Here is a 21,224-nt window from a genome sequence, read left to right as displayed (position 1 = left end):
CACAAGAGGCGACGGCGACCGCCCATAACTGAAGTGTGTCGGCGATCCCGACTGCCTTTCCCACAGAGGAGCACTCATGAATGCCCCCTTGACCGCCCCGGTCAGCGACGCCATCCGTCGCGCGCTCGCCAACGTTACCCTCGACGACAAATACACGCTGGAGCGCGGCCGCATCTATATCAGCGGCACCCAAGCCCTGGTACGCCTGCCGATGCTGCAGCAGGAACGCGACCGCGGCGCGGGCCTGAACACCGCCGGCTTCATCTCGGGCTATCGCGGCTCGCCGCTGGGCGCGCTGGACCAGGCGCTGTGGAAGGCCAAGCCCCACCTGAGCGCGCACAACATCGTGTTCCAGCCCGGCCTGAACGAGGACCTCGCCGCCACTGCGGTATGGGGCTCGCAGCAGGTCAACATGTACCCCGGCGCCAAGTTCGACGGCGTGTTCGGCATGTGGTACGGCAAGGGCCCGGGCGTGGACCGCACCGGCGACGTCTTCAAGCACGGCAATTCGGCCGGCTCCTCGCCCCATGGCGGCGTGCTGGTGCTGGCGGGCGACGACCACTCCGCCAAGTCCTCCACGCTCGCGCACCAGTCCGAGCACATGTTCAAGGCCTGCGGCCTGCCGGTGCTGTTTCCCTCCAACGTGCAGGAATACCTGGACTACGGGCTGCATGGCTGGGCCATGAGCCGCTACTCGGGCCTGTGGGTGGCGATGAAGTGCGTGACCGACGTGGTGGAATCGTCCGCCTCGGTCGAGCTCGATCCGCACCGCGTCGAGATCGCGCTACCGCAGGACTTCATCATGCCGCAAGGCGGCCTCAATATCCGCTGGCCCGATCCGCCGCTGGAGCAGGAAGCGCGGCTGCTGGACTACAAGTGGTACGCGGCGCTCGCCTATGTGCGCGCCAACAAGCTGGACCGCATCGAGATCGATTCGCCGCAGGCGCGCTTCGGCATCATGACCGCGGGCAAGGCCTATCTGGACACGCGCCAGGCGCTGTCCGACCTCGGCCTCGATGAACAGACCTGCGCGCGCATCGGCATCCGGCTCTACAAGGTGGGCTGCGTGTGGCCGCTGGAGGCGCAGGGCGCGCGGGCCTTCGCCCAGGGGCTGCAGGAAATCCTCGTCGTCGAGGAAAAGCGCCAGATCATGGAGTACGCCCTCAAGGAAGAGCTGTACAACTGGCGCGACGACGTCCGCCCCAAGGTCTACGGCAAGTTCGACGAGAAGGACAACGCGGGCGGCGAGTGGTCGATCCCGCAGAGCAACTGGCTGCTGCCGGCGCACTACGAACTGTCGCCCGCCATCATCGCCAAGGCCATCGCCACGCGGCTGCAGAACTTCGAGCTGCCCGCCGACGTGCGCGCCCGCATCGCCGCGCGCATCGCGCTGATCGAGGCCAAGGAGAAGGCGCTGGCCACCCCGCGCGTGGCGGCCGAGCGCAAGCCGTGGTTCTGCTCCGGCTGCCCGCACAACACCTCGACCAACGTGCCCGAGGGCTCGCGCGCGATGGCCGGCATCGGCTGCCATTACATGACCGTGTGGATGGACCGCAGCACCAGCACCTTCAGCCAGATGGGCGGCGAGGGGGTGGCCTGGATCGGCCAGGCGCCCTTTGCCGGCGACAACCACGTGTTCGCCAACCTGGGCGACGGCACCTATTTCCACTCGGGCCTGCTGGCGATCCGCGCCTCGATCGCCGCGGGCGTCAATATCACCTACAAGATCCTGTACAACGACGCGGTGGCGATGACCGGCGGCCAGCCGGTGGACGGGCAGCTGTCGGTACAGGACATCGCGTTCCAGGTCGCCGCCGAGGGCGCGAAGAAAATCGCCATCGTCACCGACGAGCCGGACAAGTACAACGCCGCCATCAAGCTGCCCGATGGGGTGCAGGTGCACCACCGCGACCGGCTCGACGACGTGCAGCGCGAGCTGCGCGAGATTCCGGGCGCCACCATCCTGATCTACGACCAGACCTGCGCCACCGAGAAGCGCCGCCGCCGCAAGCGCGGCAGCTATCCCGACCCGGCGCGGCGCGTGTTCATCAACGACACGGTGTGCGAAGGCTGCGGCGACTGCTCGGTCAAGTCCAACTGCCTGTCGGTGGAGCCGCTGGAGACCGAACTGGGCACCAAGCGCCAGATCAACCAGTCGTCCTGCAACAAGGACTTCTCGTGCCTGAACGGCTTCTGCCCGAGCTTCGTCACGGCCGAGGGCGCCCAGGTACGCAAGCCCGAGCGGCACGGCGTGTCGATGGACAGCCTGCCCGCGCTCCCCGAGCCCGCGCTGCCGGCGCTGGACCATCCCTACGGCGTGCTGGTGACGGGCGTGGGCGGCACCGGCGTGGTGACCATCGGCGGCCTGCTCGGCATGGCCGCGCACCTGGAGAACAAGGGCGTGACGGTGCTGGACATGGCCGGCCTCGCGCAGAAGGGCGGCGCGGTGCTGTCGCATGTGCAGATTGCCGCGAAGCCGGAGGATATCCATGCCACGCGCATCGCGATGGGCGAGGCGGACCTGGTGATCGGCTGCGACGCCATCGTGTCGGCCACCGACGAGGTTCTGTCCAAGACCCAGGCCGGCCGCACCCGCGCCATCGTCAACACGGCGCAGACGCCGACCGCCGAGTTCATCCGCAATCCCAAGTGGCAGTTCCCGGGCCTGTCCGCCGAGCGCGACGTGCGCAACGCGGTGGGCGAGCAGTGCGAGTTCGTCAACGCCAGCGCGCTGGCCGTGGCGCTGCTTGGCGACGCCATCTATACGAACCCGCTGGTGCTGGGCTATGCCTGGCAGAAAGGCTGGCTGCCGCTGTCGCTGGACGCGCTGGTGCGGGCGATCGAACTGAACGGCGTGTCGGTCGACAGGAACAAGGCCGCCTTCGAGTGGGGCCGCCAGCTGGCGCACGACCCCGAGCACGTGCTGTCGCTGACCGGCTCGCTGCGGACCAGCGCCGAGGGCGCGGACGTGGTGAAGCTGCCGACCTCGTCGGGCGCGCTGCTCGAGAAGCTGATCCAGCAGCGGATGGCGCATCTGACCGGCTACCAGGACGCGGCCTGGGCGCAGCGCTTCCGCGACGACGTGGAGCGCGTGCGCGCGGCCGAGGTGGCGCTGGTGGGCGCCGGCAAGCCGCTGCCGCTGACCGAGGCGGTGGCGCGCAACCTGTCGAAGCTGATGGCGTACAAGGACGAGTACGAAGTGGCGCGGCTCTATACGGACCCGGCCTTTCTCGACAAGCTGCGCCACCAGTTCGAAGGGGAACCGGGTCGCGACTACCAGCTGAACTTCTGGCTCGCACCGCCGCTGCTGGCGAAGCGCGACGCCAAGGGCCATCTGGTCAAGCGCCGCTTCGGTCCGTCGACGCTGACGCTGTTCCGGCTGCTGGCCCGGCTCAAGGGCCTGCGCGGCGGTCCGCTCGACATCTTCGGCAAGACCGAGGAACGCCGCACCGAGCGCGCGCTGATCGACGAGTATCGCGCCATGCTCGATGAGGTGACCGCGGGGCTGAACGCCGGCAACCACCAGACCGCGGTGGCGCTGGCGAGCCTGCCGGACGATATCCGCGGCTTCGGGCACGTGAAGGAGAACAACCTGAAGGCGGCGCGCGGGCGCTGGACCCGGCTGCTGGAGCAGTTCCGGCACCCGGAGGCGGGGCAGCGGGCGGCTTGATTGAGTTACGCTGACGTGGGCGGCTGCGGCTGGCGGTCACCCTCACACCCGACCCCTCTCCCGCAAGCGGGAGAGCGGAGCACGCCTACCGCAGATTGAGACACCACTGGTTTGCTCCCTCTCCCGCCGGCGGGAGAGGGCCGGGGTGAGGGTGACGGCCCCCACGAGCCCAGGCACCCGACCCGCCCTCACTCGACCTGCGCCACCGTCCCCTCTCCCTTCTTCACATACATCGAATTGCGCGGCTGCGCGAACACCCGCCGCACCATCGGCTCGAAGAACGACAGCGGCAGCGTGTCGTAGTCGGCCATGAACGCGGCCGCGTCGTACTTGGCGCAGAACTCGGCGGTGCGCTCGAACAGCTCCGGCTGGTTGCGAAACTGCTCGCGCAGGTTGCGGTCCAGCCCCAGGTGGTGGAAGAAGTAGTAGCCCTGGAAGATCCCGTGCTTCTCCACCATCCACAGGTTCTCCGGGCTGACGAAGGGCTTGAGGATGGCCGCCGCGATATCCGGATGGTTGTAGCTGCCCAGCGTGTCGCCGATGTCGTGCAGCAGCGCGCAGACCACGTATTCCTCGTCGCGCCCGTCGCGGTGCGCCAGCGTCGCGGTCTGCAGGCTGTGGGTCAGGCGGTCCACGGGAAAGCCGCCGCAGTCACCGTCCAGCAGGCGCAGATGCGCCAGCACACGGTCGGCCTGCGCCGCGGCGAACGGCATGAATTCGGCCGAGATGGCGGCCCAGTCCTCGCGCGTGCCCTGCTCCATATGGCTGAAGCGGGCGCGGCGAAGGGTTTCGGGCGGGTCGGTAAGGATCTCTGACATGGGGTCTCCTGTGGCGGCGCACTGCGGCGCCTTGTGTCCGGCCCATTGTGGCATTGGCCGTGGCGCGACACTGTCAAGCCGACGACAGTCCTCCGGCGCACTCGCCGGCGCCAACCCCGCTACAATCCGCACAGAGCCAACTTTGTGCCGCCGACACCGCATCGGCGGCCTCGCGCCAGCGGACTGGCGCCACCATGACAACCTCCGATCTCTCTCCGGGCCCGGCCGCGAATCTTGCCGATGGCCCCGCTCCGACGCCCTCTCCGCCCCGCGGCCTCGCCTGGGTGCTTGGCATTACCGAGACCATCTCCTGGGGCACGCTGTACTTTGCCTTCACGGTGTTCATCGTGCCGATGCAGGAAACGCTGGGCTTTTCCAAACCCTTCCTCGCCGGCGGCTATTCGCTGGGACTGCTGGTCTGGGCGCTGTGCACCTTCGCGGTCGGCCGGCTGCTGGACCGCGTCCACGCCCGCTTCGTGATGGGCATCGGCTCCGTGCTGGCCGCCGCGGGGCTCGTGCTGTGGGCGTGGTCGCCCACGCCCACGCTGTTCCTGCTGATGTGGATTCCGCTCGGGCTGGCGATGGCGACCACGCTGTACGAGCCGGCCTTCATGGTGATTCGTCAGGCCTATGGCGACGGCTACCAGAAGCCGATTTTGGTGGTGACGCTGGTCGCTGGCTTCGCCAGCACCATCTTCATTCCGCTGGCGCAATGGCTGGTGCTGCATGTGGGCTGGCGGGCCACCCTGCTGGGCTTTGCCGCGCTGCATCTGCTGGTCTGCGCGCCGCTGCATGCGCGGCTGCGCTATGTGCCGCATCCCAGCTATGGCGCGGTGCAGCCGGCCACGCCGCTGGCGGGTTCCACCGCGCCGGGCATCGGCCACCTGGCGCTGCGCCAGCCGGTGTTCTGGGCGGTGGTGCTGGCCTTTACCGCGCTGGCCATCGTCGCCTCGCTGCTCGGCGCGCACCTGATCCCGATGCTGACCGAGAAGGGCCTGCCGGTGGCGGAGCAGCTGTGGGTGGCGGCGCTGATCGGGCCGGCACAGGTGGTGGGCCGCGTGCTGATGGCGCGCCTGTCCGTGCGGCAGCCGGTGCGGCTGGCTATTCCGGTCTACTGCGTGATGAGCGCGGGGCTGCTCGCCTTCGCGCTCGGCCATGGCGCGTGGCTGCTGGTCGCGGCGGCGCTGTACGGCTGCGCCAACGGCATCAACACCATGCTGCGCGCCATGGCGATGCCCGAACTGATCTCGCGCCATCATTACGCCACCCTCAACGGGCTGATGATGACGCCGGTGCTGCTGATGCAGGCGGCGGCGCCGTGGCTGGGCGCCCTGCTGTGGCGCGCCGCCGGCGGCTACTGGCTGATGCTGTGGCTGATGGTGGCCCTGGCGCTGACGGCGCTGGCGGCCTTCGCCTATGCGCTGCGCCAGCGCGGCATGCTGGGTACGCCTGCCAGCGGATGACCGACATCGGCGGTCACGGCGGTATGAGACCATGGCACGCCCGGGCACCGAACGGCATCGCGCCCGGGGCCCGACCGGTTTCCCACCCGCCGTACCCATGACCGATTATTCGACCGACCTGTCCTCCGCCTCGCCACCCTCCGCCGCGCGTACCGCGCATGCCACCCGCGCCACCATGGCGCTGTTCTTCGTCAACGGCGCGACCTTCGCGACCTGGGGCGTCCATATCCCCACCATCAAGGCCCGCTTCGAGCTGTCCGACGCGGTGCTGTCGCTCGCCATGCTGGCCGTGGCGGGCGGCGCCATCGTGGCGATGGGGCCGGTCGGGCGCTGGATCTCGCGCGTGGGCAGCACCCGCGCCTGCATGACCGGCGGCGTGGCCTATGCGCTGGCGACCATCGCCATCCTCGCCATGCCCAGTTTCCTCGCCCTGGTCCCGGCCCTGATCGCCTTCGGCATGGCCAGCGCGGTGTTCGACGTGGCGATGAACGCGCAGGCAGCCACCGTCGAGGCGAGCCGCTCCCGGCCCATCATGTCGGCCCAGCACGGGATGTTCAGCCTCGGCGGCATGGTCGGGGCCGCGGTCGGCGGACTGCTGCTGACGCTGGGCGTGGCGCCGCTCGCCCACGCCTTCGGCATGGCGGCCGTGACCGCGGCGGTGGGCCTGGGCGCCGCGCGCTGGCTGCTGGCCGACCATCCCGCCCCGCCGCAGTCCGCCCATCACGCCCGGCAGGCGGTGCGCGCGCTGTGGCTGCTCGGCTTCATGGCGTTCCTGGGGCTGGTCGGCGAGGGTTCGATGTATGACTGGACCAGCGTCTACATGCGCGAGGTGGTGACCGCGCCGGCCAGTTGGATCAGCTTCGGCTATGCCGCGTTCTCGGGCGGCATGGCAGTCGGCCGCTTCAGCGGCGATATCGCGCGGGCGCGCTGGACCGATGGCGGCACGCTGCGCTTCAGCGCCTGGCTGGCCTTTGCCGGCATCGCGCTGGCGCTGGTGTGGCCCGCGCCGCTGCCCAGCCTGCTGGGCTTCGCGATGATGGGCCTGGGCGCGGCCAACATGGTGCCGATCTTCTTCGTGGCCGCCTCGCGCCTGCCCGGCGTGGCGCCGGCCGAGGGCATCTCGCAGGTGGCGCGCTTCGGCTATATCGGCCTGATGCTGGGCCCGGTGATGATCGGCGGCATGGCGCACGCCACCAATCTGCGCTACGGCCTGGCGCTGGTGGCGCTCACCATGGGCTGGATCGCGCTGGCCGGCGCGCGCAAGGCCACCCCGTACCTGGGCAACGGGCGCTGAGCGCGCCTTGGCCCCGGCCAGCCCGGGTTCGGAACGACGTCAGGCCACCGTGGCGGCCTGGCTCGCCGCGCCCATTCCCTCGAACACGAACGTATCCATCGCCAGCACGCCGTAGGTGACGTCGCGCGCGGCGCGCGAGACCGCCAGCGGTGCGGCCGTGGGCATGCCGGCCGCCGGGCCGAGCGCCGCGCCCAGCGCGACGAAGAACGGCAGCAGATGCTCGTCGGTCGGGTGCGCGCGCCGCGCGAACGGCGCCTGGGCACGGTAGTCGGCGATCAGGCTGGTGTCGCCGCCGGCGACGGCGGTTTCCAGCGCCGCCAGCATCCAGTCGCGGAAGGCGTCCACATACGGCTCGGTGCGCGGTCCATGCTGCGCCGGCCGCTGGCCGCGCTCGCCGCCGAAGATCTCCTGCAGGTTGTGGGTGAAGCTGCCCGAGCCCATCACCAGCACGCCCTCGTCGCGCAATGGCGCCAGCGCGCGGCCGATCTCGATCTGCACCGCGGGCGACAGGTAGGGATTGAGCGCGAGCTGCACCACCGGCACGTCGGCGTCGGGAAAGAAGTGCCGCAGCGGCATCCAGGCACCGTGGTCCAGCGGCCGTTCCTCGTCGGCGGCCACGAACCCGGCGCCGGCGACATGGGCCGACTCGACCAGCGTCTTGACGCGCTGCGCGAGCCACGGCGCGCCGGGCGCGTCGTAGCGCAGCGCATAGAGCTCGCGCGGGAAGCCGCCGAAGTCGTGCCAGGCCTGCTGGCGCTCCCGCGTGCTGACCGCCAGGGTGCTGTAGATCCAGTGCGCCGACACCACCAGGACGGCGCGCGGCCGCCGCGCGCGCAGGGTGGCGCCGAGCGCGTCCAGGGCGGGCCCGCTCGGGCCGGGCTCGATCGCCAGCATCGGGGAACCGTGGGACACGTAGAGCGCGGGTTGCATGATGTGGTCCTTCACAAGGCATGAGTCTGTGCCTGCCAGTTTGACGTTGCGCACGGCGCCGTTGTGGTGCCCTTTTCCGAGCAGTCGGTCAAAAACGTTGAACGGCGGCACGGCTTTGTGGCGTGCGGCCTACGCCTGTGTGGGGCGGCCCACACGGAGCGCGGGGGCGACGCTCCTTGGCGCGCGCAACGGCCTATGATGGCAACAGGCCCCTGCCTTCGCGCACGGGCCCAGCCATATCAGCCCAAACGGACGCCCCGCGCGTTGGAGAGCATCGTGGTCAAGCCATTCCGACCCAGGCGGACGGAGCCCCGGCAACACTGGTGGCAGCCGGGGTTGTACGCGAGCGTGCCCGCCGTGATGCTGTGGATCGCCGCGCGCCTGCCGGCGGGCCTGCTCGATGGCGCCATCGGCGTCTATCCGCTGCCGCTGCTGCTCAACCATGTCGGCGATACCGTGTTCGTGGCCGGCTGGCTGGCCAGCGGCCTGTGGCTGTGGCTTGGACGCGGCCATGCCGGCCCCCTGCCGGGCGGCGACCACACCGCCACGACCGGCACTGCGCCCGACTCCGGCGCCCGCAACGGGCCCGAACCGCGCCCCGGCGCGCACTGAGCCCGTCACCGCCCCCTCCGCTGCGCTTTTTGCCTCGCCGTCACATTGCTGGTGGCGCGCGCCGGGTCGCTCTAAGATGCTGCTCTTTGCGTCCGCCACGAGGAGATCCGGTCCATGCCCAATGCCCAGGCCCTGCCCGCCGACATCCAGCGCTGCAGCTGGTGCGGCACGCTGGAAGACTATTGCCGCTACCACGACGAGGAATGGGGGTTTCCCGTGGCCGACGAACGCCGGCTGTTCGAGAAGCTGTGCCTGGAGGGCTTCCAGGCGGGCCTGAGCTGGCTGACGATCCTGCGCAAGCGCGAGAACTTCCGCCAGGCGTTCGCCAACTTCGATATCGAAAAGGTGTCCCGCTTCGGCGAGCGCGATATCCAGCGTCTGCTGGGCGACGCCGGCATCGTGCGCCACCGCGGCAAGATCGAGGCGGCCATCAACAACGCCCAGCGCGCCTGCGAGTTGCTCGACACCGAATCGTCGCTGGCCGCCTATCTCTGGCGCTTCGAGCCCGACCCGGCCTCGCGCCCGGCCAGGCTGACGCCTGAGGTGCTGCGCACCATGACGACTTGCCCGGAGGCCACCGCGCTCTCGAAGGACCTGAAGAAGCGCGGCTGGCGCTTCGTCGGCCCCACCACGATGTACGCGCTGATGCAGGCCATGGGGCTGGTCAACGACCACCACGAGGGCTGCTGGGCGCGCGCCGAGGCGCTGCGCCAGCGCAAGGCATTCCGGGTCCCGCGCTAGCGGGCCGCCGGGCGCAGCGTGCGCATGCCCCATTTGACCGCCATCACGCCGGCCAGCACCAGCGCACCGGCGACCACGCCGGCGAGCCCGCTGAGCAGCAGCGGGCCGATCACCGCCAGCACGCCGCCCACGCCCGGCACGCCGGCGAGCCAGTGCGCGAAGCCCTCCTCCAGGTGATGGGCCGCGGGCAGCCCGTGCATCAGGATGCCACCGCCCACCAGGAACATCGCGGCCGTACCCACCACCGACAGCGTCTTCATCAGCCAGGGCGCCGCGGTCAGGATGCCGCGGCCGAACGCCCGCGCCCCTGAGGAACCGGCCCGGCTCAGGTACAGCCCCGCGTCGTCCAGCTTGACGATGCCGGCCACCAGGCCGTAGACGCCCACGGTCATGATCAGCGCGATCGCCGTCAGCACGCCGAGCTGGCTGATGAACGGCGCATTGGTCACGGTGCCCAGCGAGATCACGATGATTTCGGCCGACAGGATGAAGTCGGTTCGGACCGCGCCCTTGATCTTGTCCCGCTCCAGGGCCACCAGGTCCGTGGACGGGTCCACTACCGCCTGCTGCAGTTCCGCCCGGTGGCGGTCATCCTCCTCCTTGGGGTGCAGGAAGCGGTGCGCCAGCTTTTCAAAGCCCTCGTAGCAGAGGAAGGCGCCACCGATCATCAGCAGCGGCACCACGGCCCACGGTATCCAGGCGCTGATCGCCAGCGCCGCCGGCACCAGAATCACCTTGTTGAGCAGCGAGCCGCGCGCCACCGCCCACACCACCGGCAGCTCGCGCTCCGCGCTCAGCCCGGTGACCTGCTGCGCGTTCAGCGCCAGGTCGTCGCCGAGCACGCCAGCGGTCTTGCGGGCGGCCACCTTGCTCATGGTGGCGACGTCGTCAAGGATGGTCGAGATATCGTCGATCAGCGCGAGAAGACTGGCTCCGGCCATCTCAGCGGCTCCCTGCGACGGCGACCGGCGCGCTGGCGATGCTGCTGCGGCGAAAAATTGGCATTCTTGCTGCTCCTTCGAGGAAGAAAACGGACGGATTGGCAAAACCATCCATGGTGGGCATGGGCTGGCGGGCACCGCCGCGCCGCGTTGCCATGCGGCCATACTGCCATAGCGCGCATGCGGCACAGCTTTTACCTGCAGGATTCGCGCCTGAGCGGAGCGCCCCGGAAGACGTGCCGAATCGACATATTCGCCGGGCTGCGGTATCAGTTTGATAACATTTGTGTCCTTGCGCAGGTCCCCAGCCGGTTTTCTGCGCCGGCACTGCGCCCGCTGTCAGACCCATTGGCCATCCGTATGCCCCAATCGTTTGCGCGGAGCGATCTGCTCCAACGCGTGTTTGTGCCGCTGTTGTTCGTGGTGATTTTCGCGATCGACCTGATCACCCCGCTTGGCCTGGCCGAGTGGCTGTTCTATCTGGTGCCGATCTGCCTGTGCATCTTCGCCGCGCGCCCGATCACCGCGCTGTACACGGCGGGCGCGGCGACCACGCTGCTGATTGCCGGCTTCCTGCTGTCCCCGGCGGGCGGCAATCCGATGATGTCGATCGCCAACCGCAGCTTCGGCTTCCTGCTGATGTGGTTCGTCGCCGCGGTGGTGTACCGCTACGTTGAGAGCCAGAATGGCATGCGCCGCGTCGCGTGGCTGCAGGAGAGCCATCTGCGCGTGATCCAGCAGACCCGGGGCATCCAGACGCCCGCCGAAGCGGCTGCGGCCTTCCTGCGCTCGCTGGCCGCCAATACCAACGCCCACGCCGGCGTGGTGTACCTGCTCGAAGACGGCCTGCTCCGGCGCCTGGCCGCATGGGCCGCGCCCACCGACCTGGCGGAGACGCTGGTCCCCGGCCAGACGCTGGTGGGACAGGCTGCCGCCGAGAACCGCACCATCGTCGCCGGCGCCTTGCCCGGGCACTACCTGCAGATCGCCTCCGCGCTGGGCAAGACCGCGCCGAACGCCGTGGTCGCGGCCCCGCTGACGGCCGAGGGCGAGGTCATGGCCGTGGTGGAACTGGGTTTCATCGACAGCCCGCGCCCACTGGAAGACGTGGCCGAACTGCTCGGCCGTACCGCCGAGACCCTGGGCACCGCGCTGCGCACCGCCGCCTATCGCGGCCGGCTCGAGGCCCTGCTGGCCCAGACGCAGCGCCAGGCCGAGGAAATGCAGGTGCAGCAGGAAGAGCTGCGCGTCTCCAACGAGGAGCTGGAAGAGCGCGGCCGCGCGCTGATGGACTCGCAGGCGCGGCTGGAGACCCAGCAGGCGGAACTGGAACAGACCAACGTCCAGCTGGAGGAACACACCCAGCAGCTGGAGAGCCAGAAGGTCGAACTGCTGCAGTTCCAGGCGGAACTGGCGGCCACGGCCAAGGCCCTGCAGCGCTCCAACGAATACAAGTCCGAGTTCCTGGCCAATATGTCGCACGAGTTGCGCACGCCGCTGAACAGCGCGCTGATCCTGGCCAAGCTGCTGCAGGACAACAAGGAAGGCAACATGACGCCGGAGCAGGTCCGGTACGCGGCCACCATTCACTCCTCGAATACCGACCTGCTCAATCTGATCAACGATATTCTCGACCTGTCCAAGATCGAAGCCGGGCACATCGTCGTCGAGCCCGAGTCGGTCCCGCTGGACACGGTCGCCTCGGCGCTGGAGCGCGCCTTCGCGCCGGTCGCCGAGCAGCGCAACGTCGCCTTCCGCATCGAGCGCGCGCCGGGCGTGCCGGCCAGCATCGTGACGGACGACCAGCGGCTGCAGCAGATCCTGCGCAATCTGCTGTCCAACGCCTTCAAGTTCACCGAGCGCGGCGAGGTCACGCTGGCGATGGCCCGCGACGGCGACCACGCGGTGCGCTTCGAGGTCCGCGACACCGGCATCGGCATTCCCAAGGACAAGCAGGAGATCATCTTCGAGGCGTTCCAGCAGGCCGACGGCACCACCAGCCGGCGCTTCGGCGGCACCGGCCTGGGCCTGTCGATCTCGCGCCAGCTCGCCGGCCTGCTCAAGGGCTCGCTGTCGGTGGCGAGCGAACCCGGGGTTGGCAGCGTGTTCACCCTCGTGCTGCCGGTGGCGTTCGAGGCCGCCGAGGGCGCGCAGGCCGTGCAGGCGCTTGACGCCGGCAGCCCGGCACCCGTGCCGGCGCCAGCGGGCGCTCCCCAGTCCGCGGCCGCGTGGCTGGCGCAGCAGGCCGCGCTGCCGGCTGCCCCAGCCCCTAGCGCTGGCGGCACGCCGTTCCCCTTCCCCGCGCCGATCGCCGATGACCGCGCACAGCGCTCGCGCGGCAAGCGGCTGATCCTGGTCATCGAGGACGACACCGACTTCGCGCGCATCCTGTACGACCTCGCGCACGAGCTCGACTTCGACTGCATCCACGCCACCAGCGCCGACCAGGGCCTCGCGCTGGCGCGCCAGCACCAGCCGTGCGGCATCCTGCTGGACGTGGCGCTGCCCGACCATTCCGGCCTGACCCTGCTCGACTGGCTCAAGAGCGATCCGGCCACGCGCCACATCCCGACCCACCTGATCTCGGTCAGCGACCACGCGGAGGCCGCCCTGCACCGCGGCGCCATCGGCTACACGCTCAAGCCCAGCGGGCGCGACAACCTCGCCGCGGTGATCCGCCGGCTCGAGGCGCGCATGGCCCAGCAGGTGCGGCGCGTGCTGGTGATCGAGGACGACGCGGTGCTGCGCGAGAGCATCCGCGCACTGCTGCAGTCGCTGGCGGTGGAGATCGTCACCACCGACACCGTCGCCGGCGCGCTGGCCTGCCTGCAGCAGCAGCCCTTCGACTGCGTGGTGATGGACATGGTGCTGCCCGACGGCAGCGGCCACGACCTGCTCGAGCGGATGGCGGCCGATCCGGACCGTGCCATTCCGCCCGTCATCGTCTACACCGGCCGGCAGTTGTCGGCCGATGACGAGCAGCGCCTGCGCCGTTATTCGAAGTCGATCATCATCAAGGGCGCCCGCTCGCCGGAGCGCCTGCTCGACGAGGTGACCCTGTTCCTGCACAGCGTGGAATCGGCGCTGCCGCCCGAGCAGCAGCGCATGCTGCGCGCGGTGCGCAGCCGCGACGACGCCTTCGAAGGGCGTACCCTGCTGCTGGTAGAGGACGACGCGCGCAATATCTTCGCGCTGTCCAAGGTCATCGAGCCGCTGGGCGCCACCGTGGAGATCGCCCGCAACGGCCGCGAGGCGCTCGAGGTGCTGGACGGGCGCGACGATATCGACCTGGTGCTGATGGACGTGATGATGCCGGAGATGGACGGCCTGACCGCGATGCGCCATATCCGCGAGCAGCCCAGGCACGCCACGCTGCCGATCATCGCGCTCACCGCCAAGGCGATGTCCTCCGACCGCGAGGCCTGCCTGCTGGCCGGCGCGAACGACTACATCGCCAAGCCGATCGAAGTGGACAAGCTGCTGTCACTGTGCCGGGTATGGCTGCACGCGAACTGAACCGGGGCGCGCCCACGCAGGCCGCGTCCGACGAGGACTTCGAGCTGGAACTGGACCTGCTGCTGCAGGCGATCTTCCGCAAGTACCAGCACGACTTCCGGGAGTACTCGCGCGCCTCGCTGCGGCGCCGGCTGACGCAGGCGCTGGGCGACCTGGGCCTTGCGACGCTGTCGCAGCTGCAGGACCGCATGCTGCGCGAGCCGGCGCTGTTCTCGCGCCTCTTCCAGTACCTGACGGTGCAGGTCAGCGACATGTTCCGCGACCCAAGCTATTTCCGCGCGATCCGCGAGCAGGTGGCGCCGGTGCTCAAGACCTATCCGTCGGTCAAGGTGTGGGTGGCGGGATGCAGCAGCGGCGAGGAGCTGTGGTCGCTGGCCATCCTGTTCGCCGAGGAAGGGCTGCACGAGCGCACCACCTTCTATGCCACCGACATCAATCCCGATGCCCTGGCGGCGGCGCGCGCCGGCGTCTACGAGGCGGGCCGCCTGCGCGGCTTCGGGCGCAACTACCAGCTCGCCGGCGGACGCCGCTCGCTGGCCGACTACTACCATGCCGCCTATGGCAAGGCCAAGTTCGACGCCAGCCTGATCGAGCGCACGGTGTTCGCCGACCATAGCCTGGCCACCGACAGCGTGTTTCAGGAGGCGCAGCTGATCTCCTGCCGCAACGTGCTGATCTACTTCGACCGCGCGCTGCAGAACCGCGCCATCGGCCTGTTCCGCGACGCGCTGGTGCGGCGCGGTTTCCTCGGGCTGGGCAGCAAGGAGAGCCTGCAGTTCACCGCCCACGCCGACGCGTTCGAGCCGGCCGCCGCCAGCGAGCGGCTGTACCGCAAGCTATGAGCACGCATCCGGGGCCCCGCGGCAGCGGCGAGAGCGGTGTCAGCACCGCGACCGCGGCCGTGCGCCCGGCGGCTGCGCTGCAGGCGGTGGCGATCGGCGCTTCGGCCGGCGGCATCGATGCGCTGAACGCGCTGTTGCCGCTGCTGCCGGGGGACTTCGCCCCCTCCGTGCTGATCGTGCTGCATCTGCGGCCCGACACGCCGAGCCTGCTCAGCGAGATGTTCAGCCTGCGCTGTGCGCTGCCGGTGCGCGAGGCCGAGGACAAGATGCCCGTGCTGCCGGGTCACGTCTACGTGGCCCCGCCCGACTACCACCTGCTGGTCGAGAGCCACGCCGATGGCAGGCGCTTCGCGCTGTCGGTGGAGCCGCCGGTGCGGTTCTCGCGCCCGTCCATCGACGTGCTGTTCGAGTCGGCCGCGGTGGCCTGGCACGACGCGCTCCTCGGCGTGGTGCTCAGCGGCGCCAACGACGACGGCACGCGCGGCCTGCAGGCGATCCGCGCGCGCGGTGGCCGCGCCTGGGTGCAGGCGCCCGAGACGGCGCAGGCGAGCGAGATGCCGAGCCACGCGATCGCCGGGGGGCCGGTGGACGAGATACTGACTATCGAAGATATCGGCAGCCGCCTGCGGCAAGCCGACCTGTGAACAAGACATGGCAAAACCCGTCAAGATCCTAGCCGTCGACGACATCCCGGGCAATCTCGCCGCGCTGGATGCGGTACTGGACCGGCCCGACATCGACATCGTGCACGCCGGCTCGGGGCAGCGCGCGCTGGAACTGCTGCTGGAGCACGAGTTCGGGCTGGCGATCCTGGACGTGCACATGCCGGAGATGGACGGCTTCGAGCTGGCCGAGCTGATGCGCGGCAGCGCCCGCACGCGGCATATCCCCATCCTGTTCCTGACCGCCGCCGGGCGAGACATGCAGCGCACTTTCCGCGGCTACGCCGCCGGCGCGGTGGACTTCCTGTACAAGCCCATCGACGCCACGATCCTCGCGGCCAAGGTCGACGTCTTCGTGCAGCTGGCGCGCCAGAAACAGTTGCTGGCCGAACAGCTCGAAACCACCCAGCGCCTGCTCAAGGCCAACGAGATGCTGATGGCCGTGCTGGCGCACGACCTGCGCACGCCGCTGTCCGCCATCCTGGCTTCCACCTCGTTTCTGGAGCGCTTCGGCGGCGAAGAGAAGCTGGCCCCCGCCACCGACCGCATCCGACGCAGCAGCCAGCGCATGGTGCGCATGGTCGATCAGCTGATGCATATCGCCCGGCTGCACGGCGGGCGGGTGCAACTGTCGCCGCGGCAGGCCGATGTGCGCGAGCTGTGCGTGGCCATCATCGACGAGCACGAGAGCCGGCGCGAGGCCCCGCACGACGGCACCGCCTCGCGCATCACGCTCGCCTGCGAGGGCGTGACGACGGCGGCGATCGATGCCGACCTGCTGTCGCAGGCACTGTCGAACCTTGTGGGCAATGCACTGCAGCACGGCGCACCGGGCGCACCGATCGAGGTGCAGGTGGACGGCGCGCATCCGGCCCGGCTGCTGATCGCGGTGCGCAACGGCGGCGTCATCCCCGCCGACGTGCTGCCGCATATCTTCGACGCCTTCCGCTCGGGCCGCTCCGGCGGCAGCGCGGACGGACTGGGACTGGGACTCTATATCGCCCGCGAGCTGGTGACGCTGCACGGCGGCCAGATCCGCGTGGATTCGACGCCCGAGCACGGCACCCGCTTCACGATCACGCTGCCCCGCGAAGCGGCCGGGGCCGTCATGCAGGAATAGCCGCAGCGCCGCGGGACTGGTCCGCCCCGACGCTATTCGGCGGTGCGCACCGGCGCGGCGCCCACGCCGATCCCCTGCAGCACGCTCAGCAGCTCGGACAGCGTCACGGGCTTGCTGATATGCGCATTGAAGCCGGCTTCCATCACGCGCCTGACGTCATTGGGGCGGCCATAGCCGGTCAGCGCGACGGCCGGCACGGTGGCGCCGCGCGGCTCGCGGCGCAGGGTTTCGAGAAACTGGCAACCGTCCATGTCCGGCATGCCGATATCGGACAGCACCACGTCGAAGTCTTCGCCCCGTGCGATTTCCAGCGCCTTGTACGCGTTGCTGGCGGTGGTCACCACCGCGCCCTCGATGGCCAGCAGGTCGCCGAACGCCTCCAGCGTGTCTTCGGTGTCGTCGACCAGCAGCACCCGCACGCCCTGGAGCACGCCCTGCGTCGGTGCCTCCTTGGCCGGCATCGCCGCCGGCGCATCGAGCGGCAGCCACACCGTGAAGCGCGCACCGCGCCCGGGCCCCTCCGACGACGCCTCGACGCTGCCGCCGTGCAGCGCGGTCAGCTCCTTGACCAGTGCCAGCCCGATGCCCAGGCCCGCCTTGCCAGCCAGTTTGGCCGCCGTGCTCTGCGCGAACATGTCGAAAATATGGGGCAGGCTCTCGGGCACGATGCCCATGCCGTTGTCCACCACATCGACCCGCGCCATCCCGTCCTCGGCGCGCAGCGACAGCACGACCGTGCCGCCGCGCGGGGTGAACTTCAGCGCGTTGCTGGCAAGGTTCCAGATGATCTGTTCGACGCGCACCGCATCGGCGTGGATCCACAGCGGCTCGTCCGTGCACTCCAGCCGCACCGCCACGCCGCTTTCCTCGCCGTCGCGGCGCAGCGCCTCGACGATCGCCTCCAGTACCCGCACCACGTCCACGGCGGTGCGCCGCAGCGCAAGCTTGCCGGTGTGCACCCGCGAGAAATCCAGCAGGTCGTCGATGATCTTGGCCTGGCCCATCACCGCGCGCTGGATCGTCTCGGTCGCGCGCACGGCCGTGCCGGTCGTCTGCACCGCCGGCAGGCGGCTCAGTATCTCGGCGTTGACGTGGATCAGGTTCAGCGGATGCTTGAGCTCGTGCGACATGATCGCCAGGAACTCATCCTTGAGCTGGTTGGCCGCCTGGGCCTTGGCGCTCATCTCGCGCTGCGCCTGCAGCTGCGTCTCGCGCTCGTTTTCCGCGCGCTTGCCGCCCGTGGCATCGCGCGCGATCTTGGCATAGCCGCGCACCGCACCGTGCGACAGCGGCGTCATCACCCCGCTGCAGAACAGCCGTGTGCCGTCGCGGTGCATGTGCCAGCGCTCGTCCTCGGCACGGCCGTCCTCGCGCGCGCGCCGCATCTCCTCGATGTGCGCCCCCGCGGCCAGGTCCTCCGGGGTGAAGATGATGGAGCCCGGCACCCCGAGCATCTCTTCCTCGGTGTACCCGAACATGCGCTCGGCCCCCTTGTTCCACGTGGTGACGAGCCCCGACGGGTCCATCGTGATGATGGCGTAGTCCTTGGTGCTCTCCAGTACGAAACTGACGCGCTCCTCGCCCGCGCGCAGGCGCTCCTCCGCGCGGCGGCGCCCGGTGATGTCGATGAAGGTCAGCACCGCACCCTCGATGCGATCCTCCGTGGTGCGGTACGGGAGCAGGCGGGCGATGTACCAGCGCTCGTCGTTGCCGGTCACCTCGCGCTCGATCATGCGCAGCGAGGTAAATGTCTCGGCCACGTCGTCGGCCAGCTTCGCGTAGTCCAGCCGGTGCGTGATATCGAGCAGCGAGCGGCCCACATCCGACGGGATGATGCTGAAGATGTCGACCGCGCGCGGCGTATAGCGCTTGATGCGCAGCGCGCTGTCCACGAAGATCGTGGCGATGTCGGTCGAAGCGATCAGGTTCTGCAGGTCGTCGTTGATCTTGCCCGTTTCCTCGACCTTCATCTTCAGTTCGTGGTTGACGGTGATCAGCTCCTCGTTGATCGACTGCAGCTCTTCCTTGCTGGTCTCCAGCTCCTCCGTGGCCGAGCGCAGCTCCTCGTTGATGGCCTGCAGCTCCTCGTTGGACGCCTTCAGTTCCTCGGTGGAGGTCTCCGCGTGCTCGATGGTGGTCTGCAGCTGATCCTTGGTCCGCTGCAGCTCGGACTCCAGCTGGGCCAGCATCGAGTCCTCGCCCGCCACGGTCTTGCTTTCGTGGCTGAGCGTGTCTTCCACCTCGTCGAACAGCACCAGCACGAACTCCGCGCCGCCGTCGGGATCGCGGAACGGGCGCGCCGTCATGTTGACGTAGAACGTCCTGCCCTCGCGCTCGATGCGCGTGCGGCGGGCCTCGACGCTCTTGCTGGTCTGCATCGCCTGGTACAGGGCCGTGCGCAGCTCCAGGCGCAGCTCCGGGTACACCAGCGCAACGAGGTTGTGCGACGGCTCGCCGCCGATGTAGCGCAGAAAGCGGCCGGCCCGGTCCGACATATGGATGATGTTGGACTCGTAGTCGATGATGACGCTGGGCGGCGCATATTGCTCGAGCACGCGCTGGTGCATTTCGGCGAACGAGGAGCGGCGGCGCTCGGGCGCGCGCGGCATGCTCAGGTTGCCCCCCAGCGGCCGCAGCTCGGTGCCCAGCGGCAGCGTGGCGGCGTAGCGCGAGGAACGCGACACCGGCTTGGCGCGGAAGATGCGGTTCTTCTTGTCGACCGGCTCGAAATACTTCGCCGCCGAGTCGGCGGATTCCGAACTGCCCAGAAACAGGAAGCCGCCGGGGCGCAACGCGAAGTGGAACATCTCCAGCACTTCGGCCTGCACCTCCCGGTCCAGATAGATCAACAGGTTGCGGCAGCTCACCAGATCCAGCCGCGAGAACGGTGGGTCGCGCAGTACGTTGTGCGCGGCGAACAGCACGTGGTCGCGCAGCGGCTTCTTGACGCGGTAGTACGCCCCCTCCTTGGTGAAGAACTGGCGCAGCCGCGCTGGCGTGACATCGGTGATGATGGATTCCGGATAGCTGCCGGCCCGGCCCACGCCGATGGCCGTGTCGTCGATATCCGTGGCGAACACCTGCACGCCCGGCGGCTGGCTCAGCGTGTCGGCGTACTCGCACAGCAGCATGGCAATCGAATAGGCTTCCTCGCCCGTCGAGCAGCCAGCCGCCCACGCGCGCACCTGCTCCCCGGCCGGCTTGTCTTCGAACAGCAGCGGCACGATATCGCGCTCGATCGCCTCGAACGATTCGCGATCGCGGAAGAAGTTGGTGACGCCAATCAGCATGTCGCGCAACAGGGCGGGCGTTTCGTTCAGATTCGACTGCAGCAGTTCCCGATACGCCCCCAGGTCGGGCACGGCGTTGACCTGCATGCGGCGTTCGAGCCGGCGCAGCACCGTGGCGCGCTTGTAGTGGCGGAAGTCGTGGCCCGTGCGGTTGCGCAGCATGGCGATCACGTCGTGCAGCGCGTCTTCGGCGGCCCGGCTGCGCTCGGGGGTCGGCGGCACGTGGGCCGGCGTGCCGTCGTCGCCGGGCTCGGGCATCTCGATGCGGGAGGCGTTGTCCCACAGTGCCAACAGCTTCTGCGGCATGTCCGCTACGGGCAACACCACGTCGACCGCATTGGTGGCAATGGCGCTGCGCGGCATGCCGTCGTACTCGGCATCGTCGGGCAACTGCGCCATGGTGACGCCGCCGAACTCCTTGACGCGCGCCAGCCCTACCGCACCGTCCGAGCCGGTGCCGGACAGCACGATGGCGAAGGCGCGATGCTGGTGTGCGTCGGCCAGCGTGCGGAAGAACAGATCGATGGCGACATGGCGGCCCTTCGGTCGCCTGGCCTCGTCCACCCGAAGATACCCATCCACCATGGTCAGGTCCTTGCTCGGGGAAATGACGTAGACGTGGTTCTTCTCGATGGGCGTCGGGGAGTTGACCTGTGTCACGCGCAGGCGCGTGGCGTTCTGCAGGATCGAGGCCACGTTGCTCTCGTGGCGCGGCGACAGATGCAGGATGATCACGAACGCCATGCCGCTCTGCGCCGGCATCTGCTCGAAGAATCGCAGCAGCGCCTGCAGTCCGCCCGCCGACGCGCCGATGCCGACCACCGGGAAATCCAGGCTGCTGGGAATCGGTGCGGCGCCAGGCTCGGGCGGTGGGGACGGCTGGCTTTGGTCGTTCATGGGATGGGAAGTGGGAGGCACGTGATCCCGCTATGGTACGCCTGGGGTTTGGCGCATGACAGAGGAACGCGGGCGGCAGCAGCCGCTGCCCCGCAGCCGCACGGAGCCTGCGGCGGCCCTGGATCTTCGCAACGGCATCCGCAAAGGGCGGTTCTCGGCGCCACTTAAACATTAAAGCGCGATTTTTGGCGGAAGCCAGCCGAAGCCCCGCGCTTGCACAATGGGCCCACGTCTTTCCTGTCTTCCCCTGCCATGCCAGACACTGCAACGTACGCCTACGACGCCCAGGCGAGCGCCAGCTTTCGCGCGCGACCCGATGCCGCTTCATCCGCCGTGGCGGACGGGCCGCAGGGGGCGCGCGTGGAGCGGGTGGTCGGGGTCTTCCGCTTTCGCCAGTCCTGCGCGGTGAAGGTCACGATGGCCGGCGA

General features: G+C 69.4%; 14 protein-coding genes. 9 read left to right on the top strand and 5 right to left on the bottom strand.

All coding sequences use genetic code 11. The features are described from left to right. Positions 1-76 precede the first annotated feature (76 nt). Positions 77-3,670: an indolepyruvate ferredoxin oxidoreductase family protein gene (locus LDO27_RS24360; RefSeq protein ID WP_224044483.1), complete on the top strand. Its 3,594-nt coding sequence runs from the start codon at positions 77-79 to the stop codon at positions 3,668-3,670. Positions 3,671-3,858: 188 nt separating this feature from the next. Here LDO27_RS24360 and LDO27_RS24355 read toward each other — a convergent pair whose 3' ends face one another. Beyond that, positions 3,859-4,488: an HD domain-containing protein gene (locus tag LDO27_RS24355; protein ID WP_224044482.1), complete on the bottom strand. Its 630-nt coding sequence runs from the start codon at positions 4,486-4,488 to the stop codon at positions 3,859-3,861. Positions 4,489-4,682: 194 nt separating this feature from the next. Between LDO27_RS24355 and LDO27_RS24350 the strand changes: the two genes are divergently transcribed. Together LDO27_RS24350 and LDO27_RS24345 are read left to right on the top strand one after the other, a co-directional pair. After that, entirely contained in the window at positions 4,683-5,951 is a 1,269-nt protein-coding gene (locus tag LDO27_RS24350) for an MFS transporter (protein ID WP_224044480.1), read from the top strand. Between the two features lie 97 nt (positions 5,952-6,048). After that, positions 6,049-7,245 carry an MFS transporter gene (locus tag LDO27_RS24345; protein WP_224044478.1) on the top strand — a complete coding sequence of 399 codons (1,197 nt, stop codon included), beginning with the start codon at positions 6,049-6,051 and terminating at the stop codon, positions 7,243-7,245. Between the two features lie 39 nt (positions 7,246-7,284). Here LDO27_RS24345 and LDO27_RS24340 read toward each other — a convergent pair whose 3' ends face one another. Continuing rightward, positions 7,285-8,175 (bottom strand): DODA-type extradiol aromatic ring-opening family dioxygenase, encoded by an 891-nt coding sequence (locus LDO27_RS24340; RefSeq protein ID WP_224044476.1) that lies wholly within the window; start codon positions 8,173-8,175, stop codon positions 7,285-7,287. A gap of 276 nt (positions 8,176-8,451) precedes the next feature. Here LDO27_RS24340 and LDO27_RS24335 point away from each other — a divergent pair, with 276 nt between their 5' ends. Beyond that, positions 8,452-8,787, top strand: coding sequence for a hypothetical protein (locus tag LDO27_RS24335; protein WP_222203218.1), 336 nt, complete (start codon positions 8,452-8,454; stop codon positions 8,785-8,787). A gap of 114 nt (positions 8,788-8,901) precedes the next feature. Beyond that, entirely contained in the window at positions 8,902-9,528 is a 627-nt protein-coding gene (locus LDO27_RS24330; protein WP_222203216.1) for a DNA-3-methyladenine glycosylase I, read from the top strand. Here LDO27_RS24330 and LDO27_RS24325 read toward each other — a convergent pair. Together LDO27_RS24325 and LDO27_RS25605 are read right to left on the bottom strand one after the other, a co-directional pair. Then, positions 9,525-10,469 carry a DUF808 domain-containing protein gene (locus LDO27_RS24325; RefSeq protein WP_224044474.1) on the bottom strand — a complete coding sequence of 315 codons (945 nt, stop codon included), beginning with the start codon at positions 10,467-10,469 and terminating at the stop codon, positions 9,525-9,527. The genes LDO27_RS24330 and LDO27_RS24325 overlap by 4 nt on opposite strands. A 1-nt stretch (position 10,470) precedes the next feature. Next, complete coding sequence (locus tag LDO27_RS25605) at positions 10,471-10,593, bottom strand: hypothetical protein (protein ID WP_290368855.1); 123 nt, start codon at positions 10,591-10,593, stop codon at positions 10,471-10,473. A gap of 236 nt (positions 10,594-10,829) precedes the next feature. On the opposite strand from LDO27_RS25605, the gene LDO27_RS24320 reads away from it, so the two are divergent. The 4 genes from LDO27_RS24320 to LDO27_RS24305 are packed head-to-tail and all read left to right on the top strand — an operon-like array spanning position 10,830 to position 16,609. Next, positions 10,830-13,985 (top strand): hybrid sensor histidine kinase/response regulator, encoded by a 3,156-nt coding sequence (locus LDO27_RS24320; RefSeq protein WP_222203212.1) that lies wholly within the window; start codon positions 10,830-10,832, stop codon positions 13,983-13,985. Further along, positions 13,967-14,827 (top strand): CheR family methyltransferase, encoded by an 861-nt coding sequence (locus tag LDO27_RS24315; RefSeq protein ID WP_222203211.1) that lies wholly within the window; start codon positions 13,967-13,969, stop codon positions 14,825-14,827. Before LDO27_RS24320 ends, LDO27_RS24315 begins: the two co-directional genes overlap by 19 nt. After that, the gene (locus tag LDO27_RS24310) at positions 14,824-15,471 is read left to right on the top strand and encodes a chemotaxis protein CheB (protein WP_224044473.1); all 648 of its coding nucleotides are present in this window, start codon (positions 14,824-14,826) and stop codon (positions 15,469-15,471) included. The genes LDO27_RS24315 and LDO27_RS24310 overlap by 4 nt, the downstream gene beginning before the upstream one ends. Before the next feature lie 7 nt (positions 15,472-15,478). Further along, positions 15,479-16,609 (top strand): hybrid sensor histidine kinase/response regulator, encoded by a 1,131-nt coding sequence (locus LDO27_RS24305; RefSeq protein WP_224044471.1) that lies wholly within the window; start codon positions 15,479-15,481, stop codon positions 16,607-16,609. A 32-nt stretch (positions 16,610-16,641) separates the two neighbouring features. Here the strand turns inward: LDO27_RS24305 and LDO27_RS24300 are convergent, their stop codons facing one another. Beyond that, positions 16,642-20,796 carry a CheR family methyltransferase gene (locus LDO27_RS24300; protein ID WP_224044469.1) on the bottom strand — a complete coding sequence of 1,385 codons (4,155 nt, stop codon included), beginning with the start codon at positions 20,794-20,796 and terminating at the stop codon, positions 16,642-16,644. Positions 20,797-21,224 lie beyond the last annotated feature (428 nt).

Source organism: Cupriavidus respiraculi (assembly GCF_914271545.1).
GTDB lineage: Bacteria > Pseudomonadota > Gammaproteobacteria > Burkholderiales > Burkholderiaceae > Cupriavidus > Cupriavidus respiraculi.
This window is presented reverse-complemented; position numbering and strand designations above follow the sequence as displayed.

Bases quoted from the DNA above. Each gene is read 5' to 3' on its own strand.
- LDO27_RS24355 (WP_224044482.1), bottom strand. From the start codon at position 4,488: ATGTCAGAGATCCTTACCGACCCGCCCGAAACCCTTCGCCGCGCCCGC.
- LDO27_RS24315 (WP_222203211.1), top strand. From the start codon at position 13,967: ATGGCTGCACGCGAACTGAACCGGGGCGCGCCCACGCAGGCCGCGTCC.
- LDO27_RS24360 (WP_224044483.1), top strand. From the start codon at position 77: ATGAATGCCCCCTTGACCGCCCCGGTCAGCGACGCCATCCGTCGCGCG.
- LDO27_RS24345 (WP_224044478.1), top strand. From the start codon at position 6,049: ATGACCGATTATTCGACCGACCTGTCCTCCGCCTCGCCACCCTCCGCC.
- LDO27_RS24300 (WP_224044469.1), bottom strand. From the start codon at position 20,796: ATGAACGACCAAAGCCAGCCGTCCCCACCGCCCGAGCCTGGCGCCGCA.
- LDO27_RS24350 (WP_224044480.1), top strand. From the start codon at position 4,683: ATGACAACCTCCGATCTCTCTCCGGGCCCGGCCGCGAATCTTGCCGAT.
- LDO27_RS25605 (WP_290368855.1), bottom strand. From the start codon at position 10,593: ATGCCCACCATGGATGGTTTTGCCAATCCGTCCGTTTTCTTCCTCGAA.
- LDO27_RS24340 (WP_224044476.1), bottom strand. From the start codon at position 8,175: ATGCAACCCGCGCTCTACGTGTCCCACGGTTCCCCGATGCTGGCGATC.
- LDO27_RS24310 (WP_224044473.1), top strand. From the start codon at position 14,824: ATGAGCACGCATCCGGGGCCCCGCGGCAGCGGCGAGAGCGGTGTCAGC.
- LDO27_RS24325 (WP_224044474.1), bottom strand. From the start codon at position 10,469: ATGGCCGGAGCCAGTCTTCTCGCGCTGATCGACGATATCTCGACCATC.
- LDO27_RS24330 (WP_222203216.1), top strand. From the start codon at position 8,902: ATGCCCAATGCCCAGGCCCTGCCCGCCGACATCCAGCGCTGCAGCTGG.
- LDO27_RS24320 (WP_222203212.1), top strand. From the start codon at position 10,830: ATGCCCCAATCGTTTGCGCGGAGCGATCTGCTCCAACGCGTGTTTGTG.
- LDO27_RS24305 (WP_224044471.1), top strand. From the start codon at position 15,479: ATGGCAAAACCCGTCAAGATCCTAGCCGTCGACGACATCCCGGGCAAT.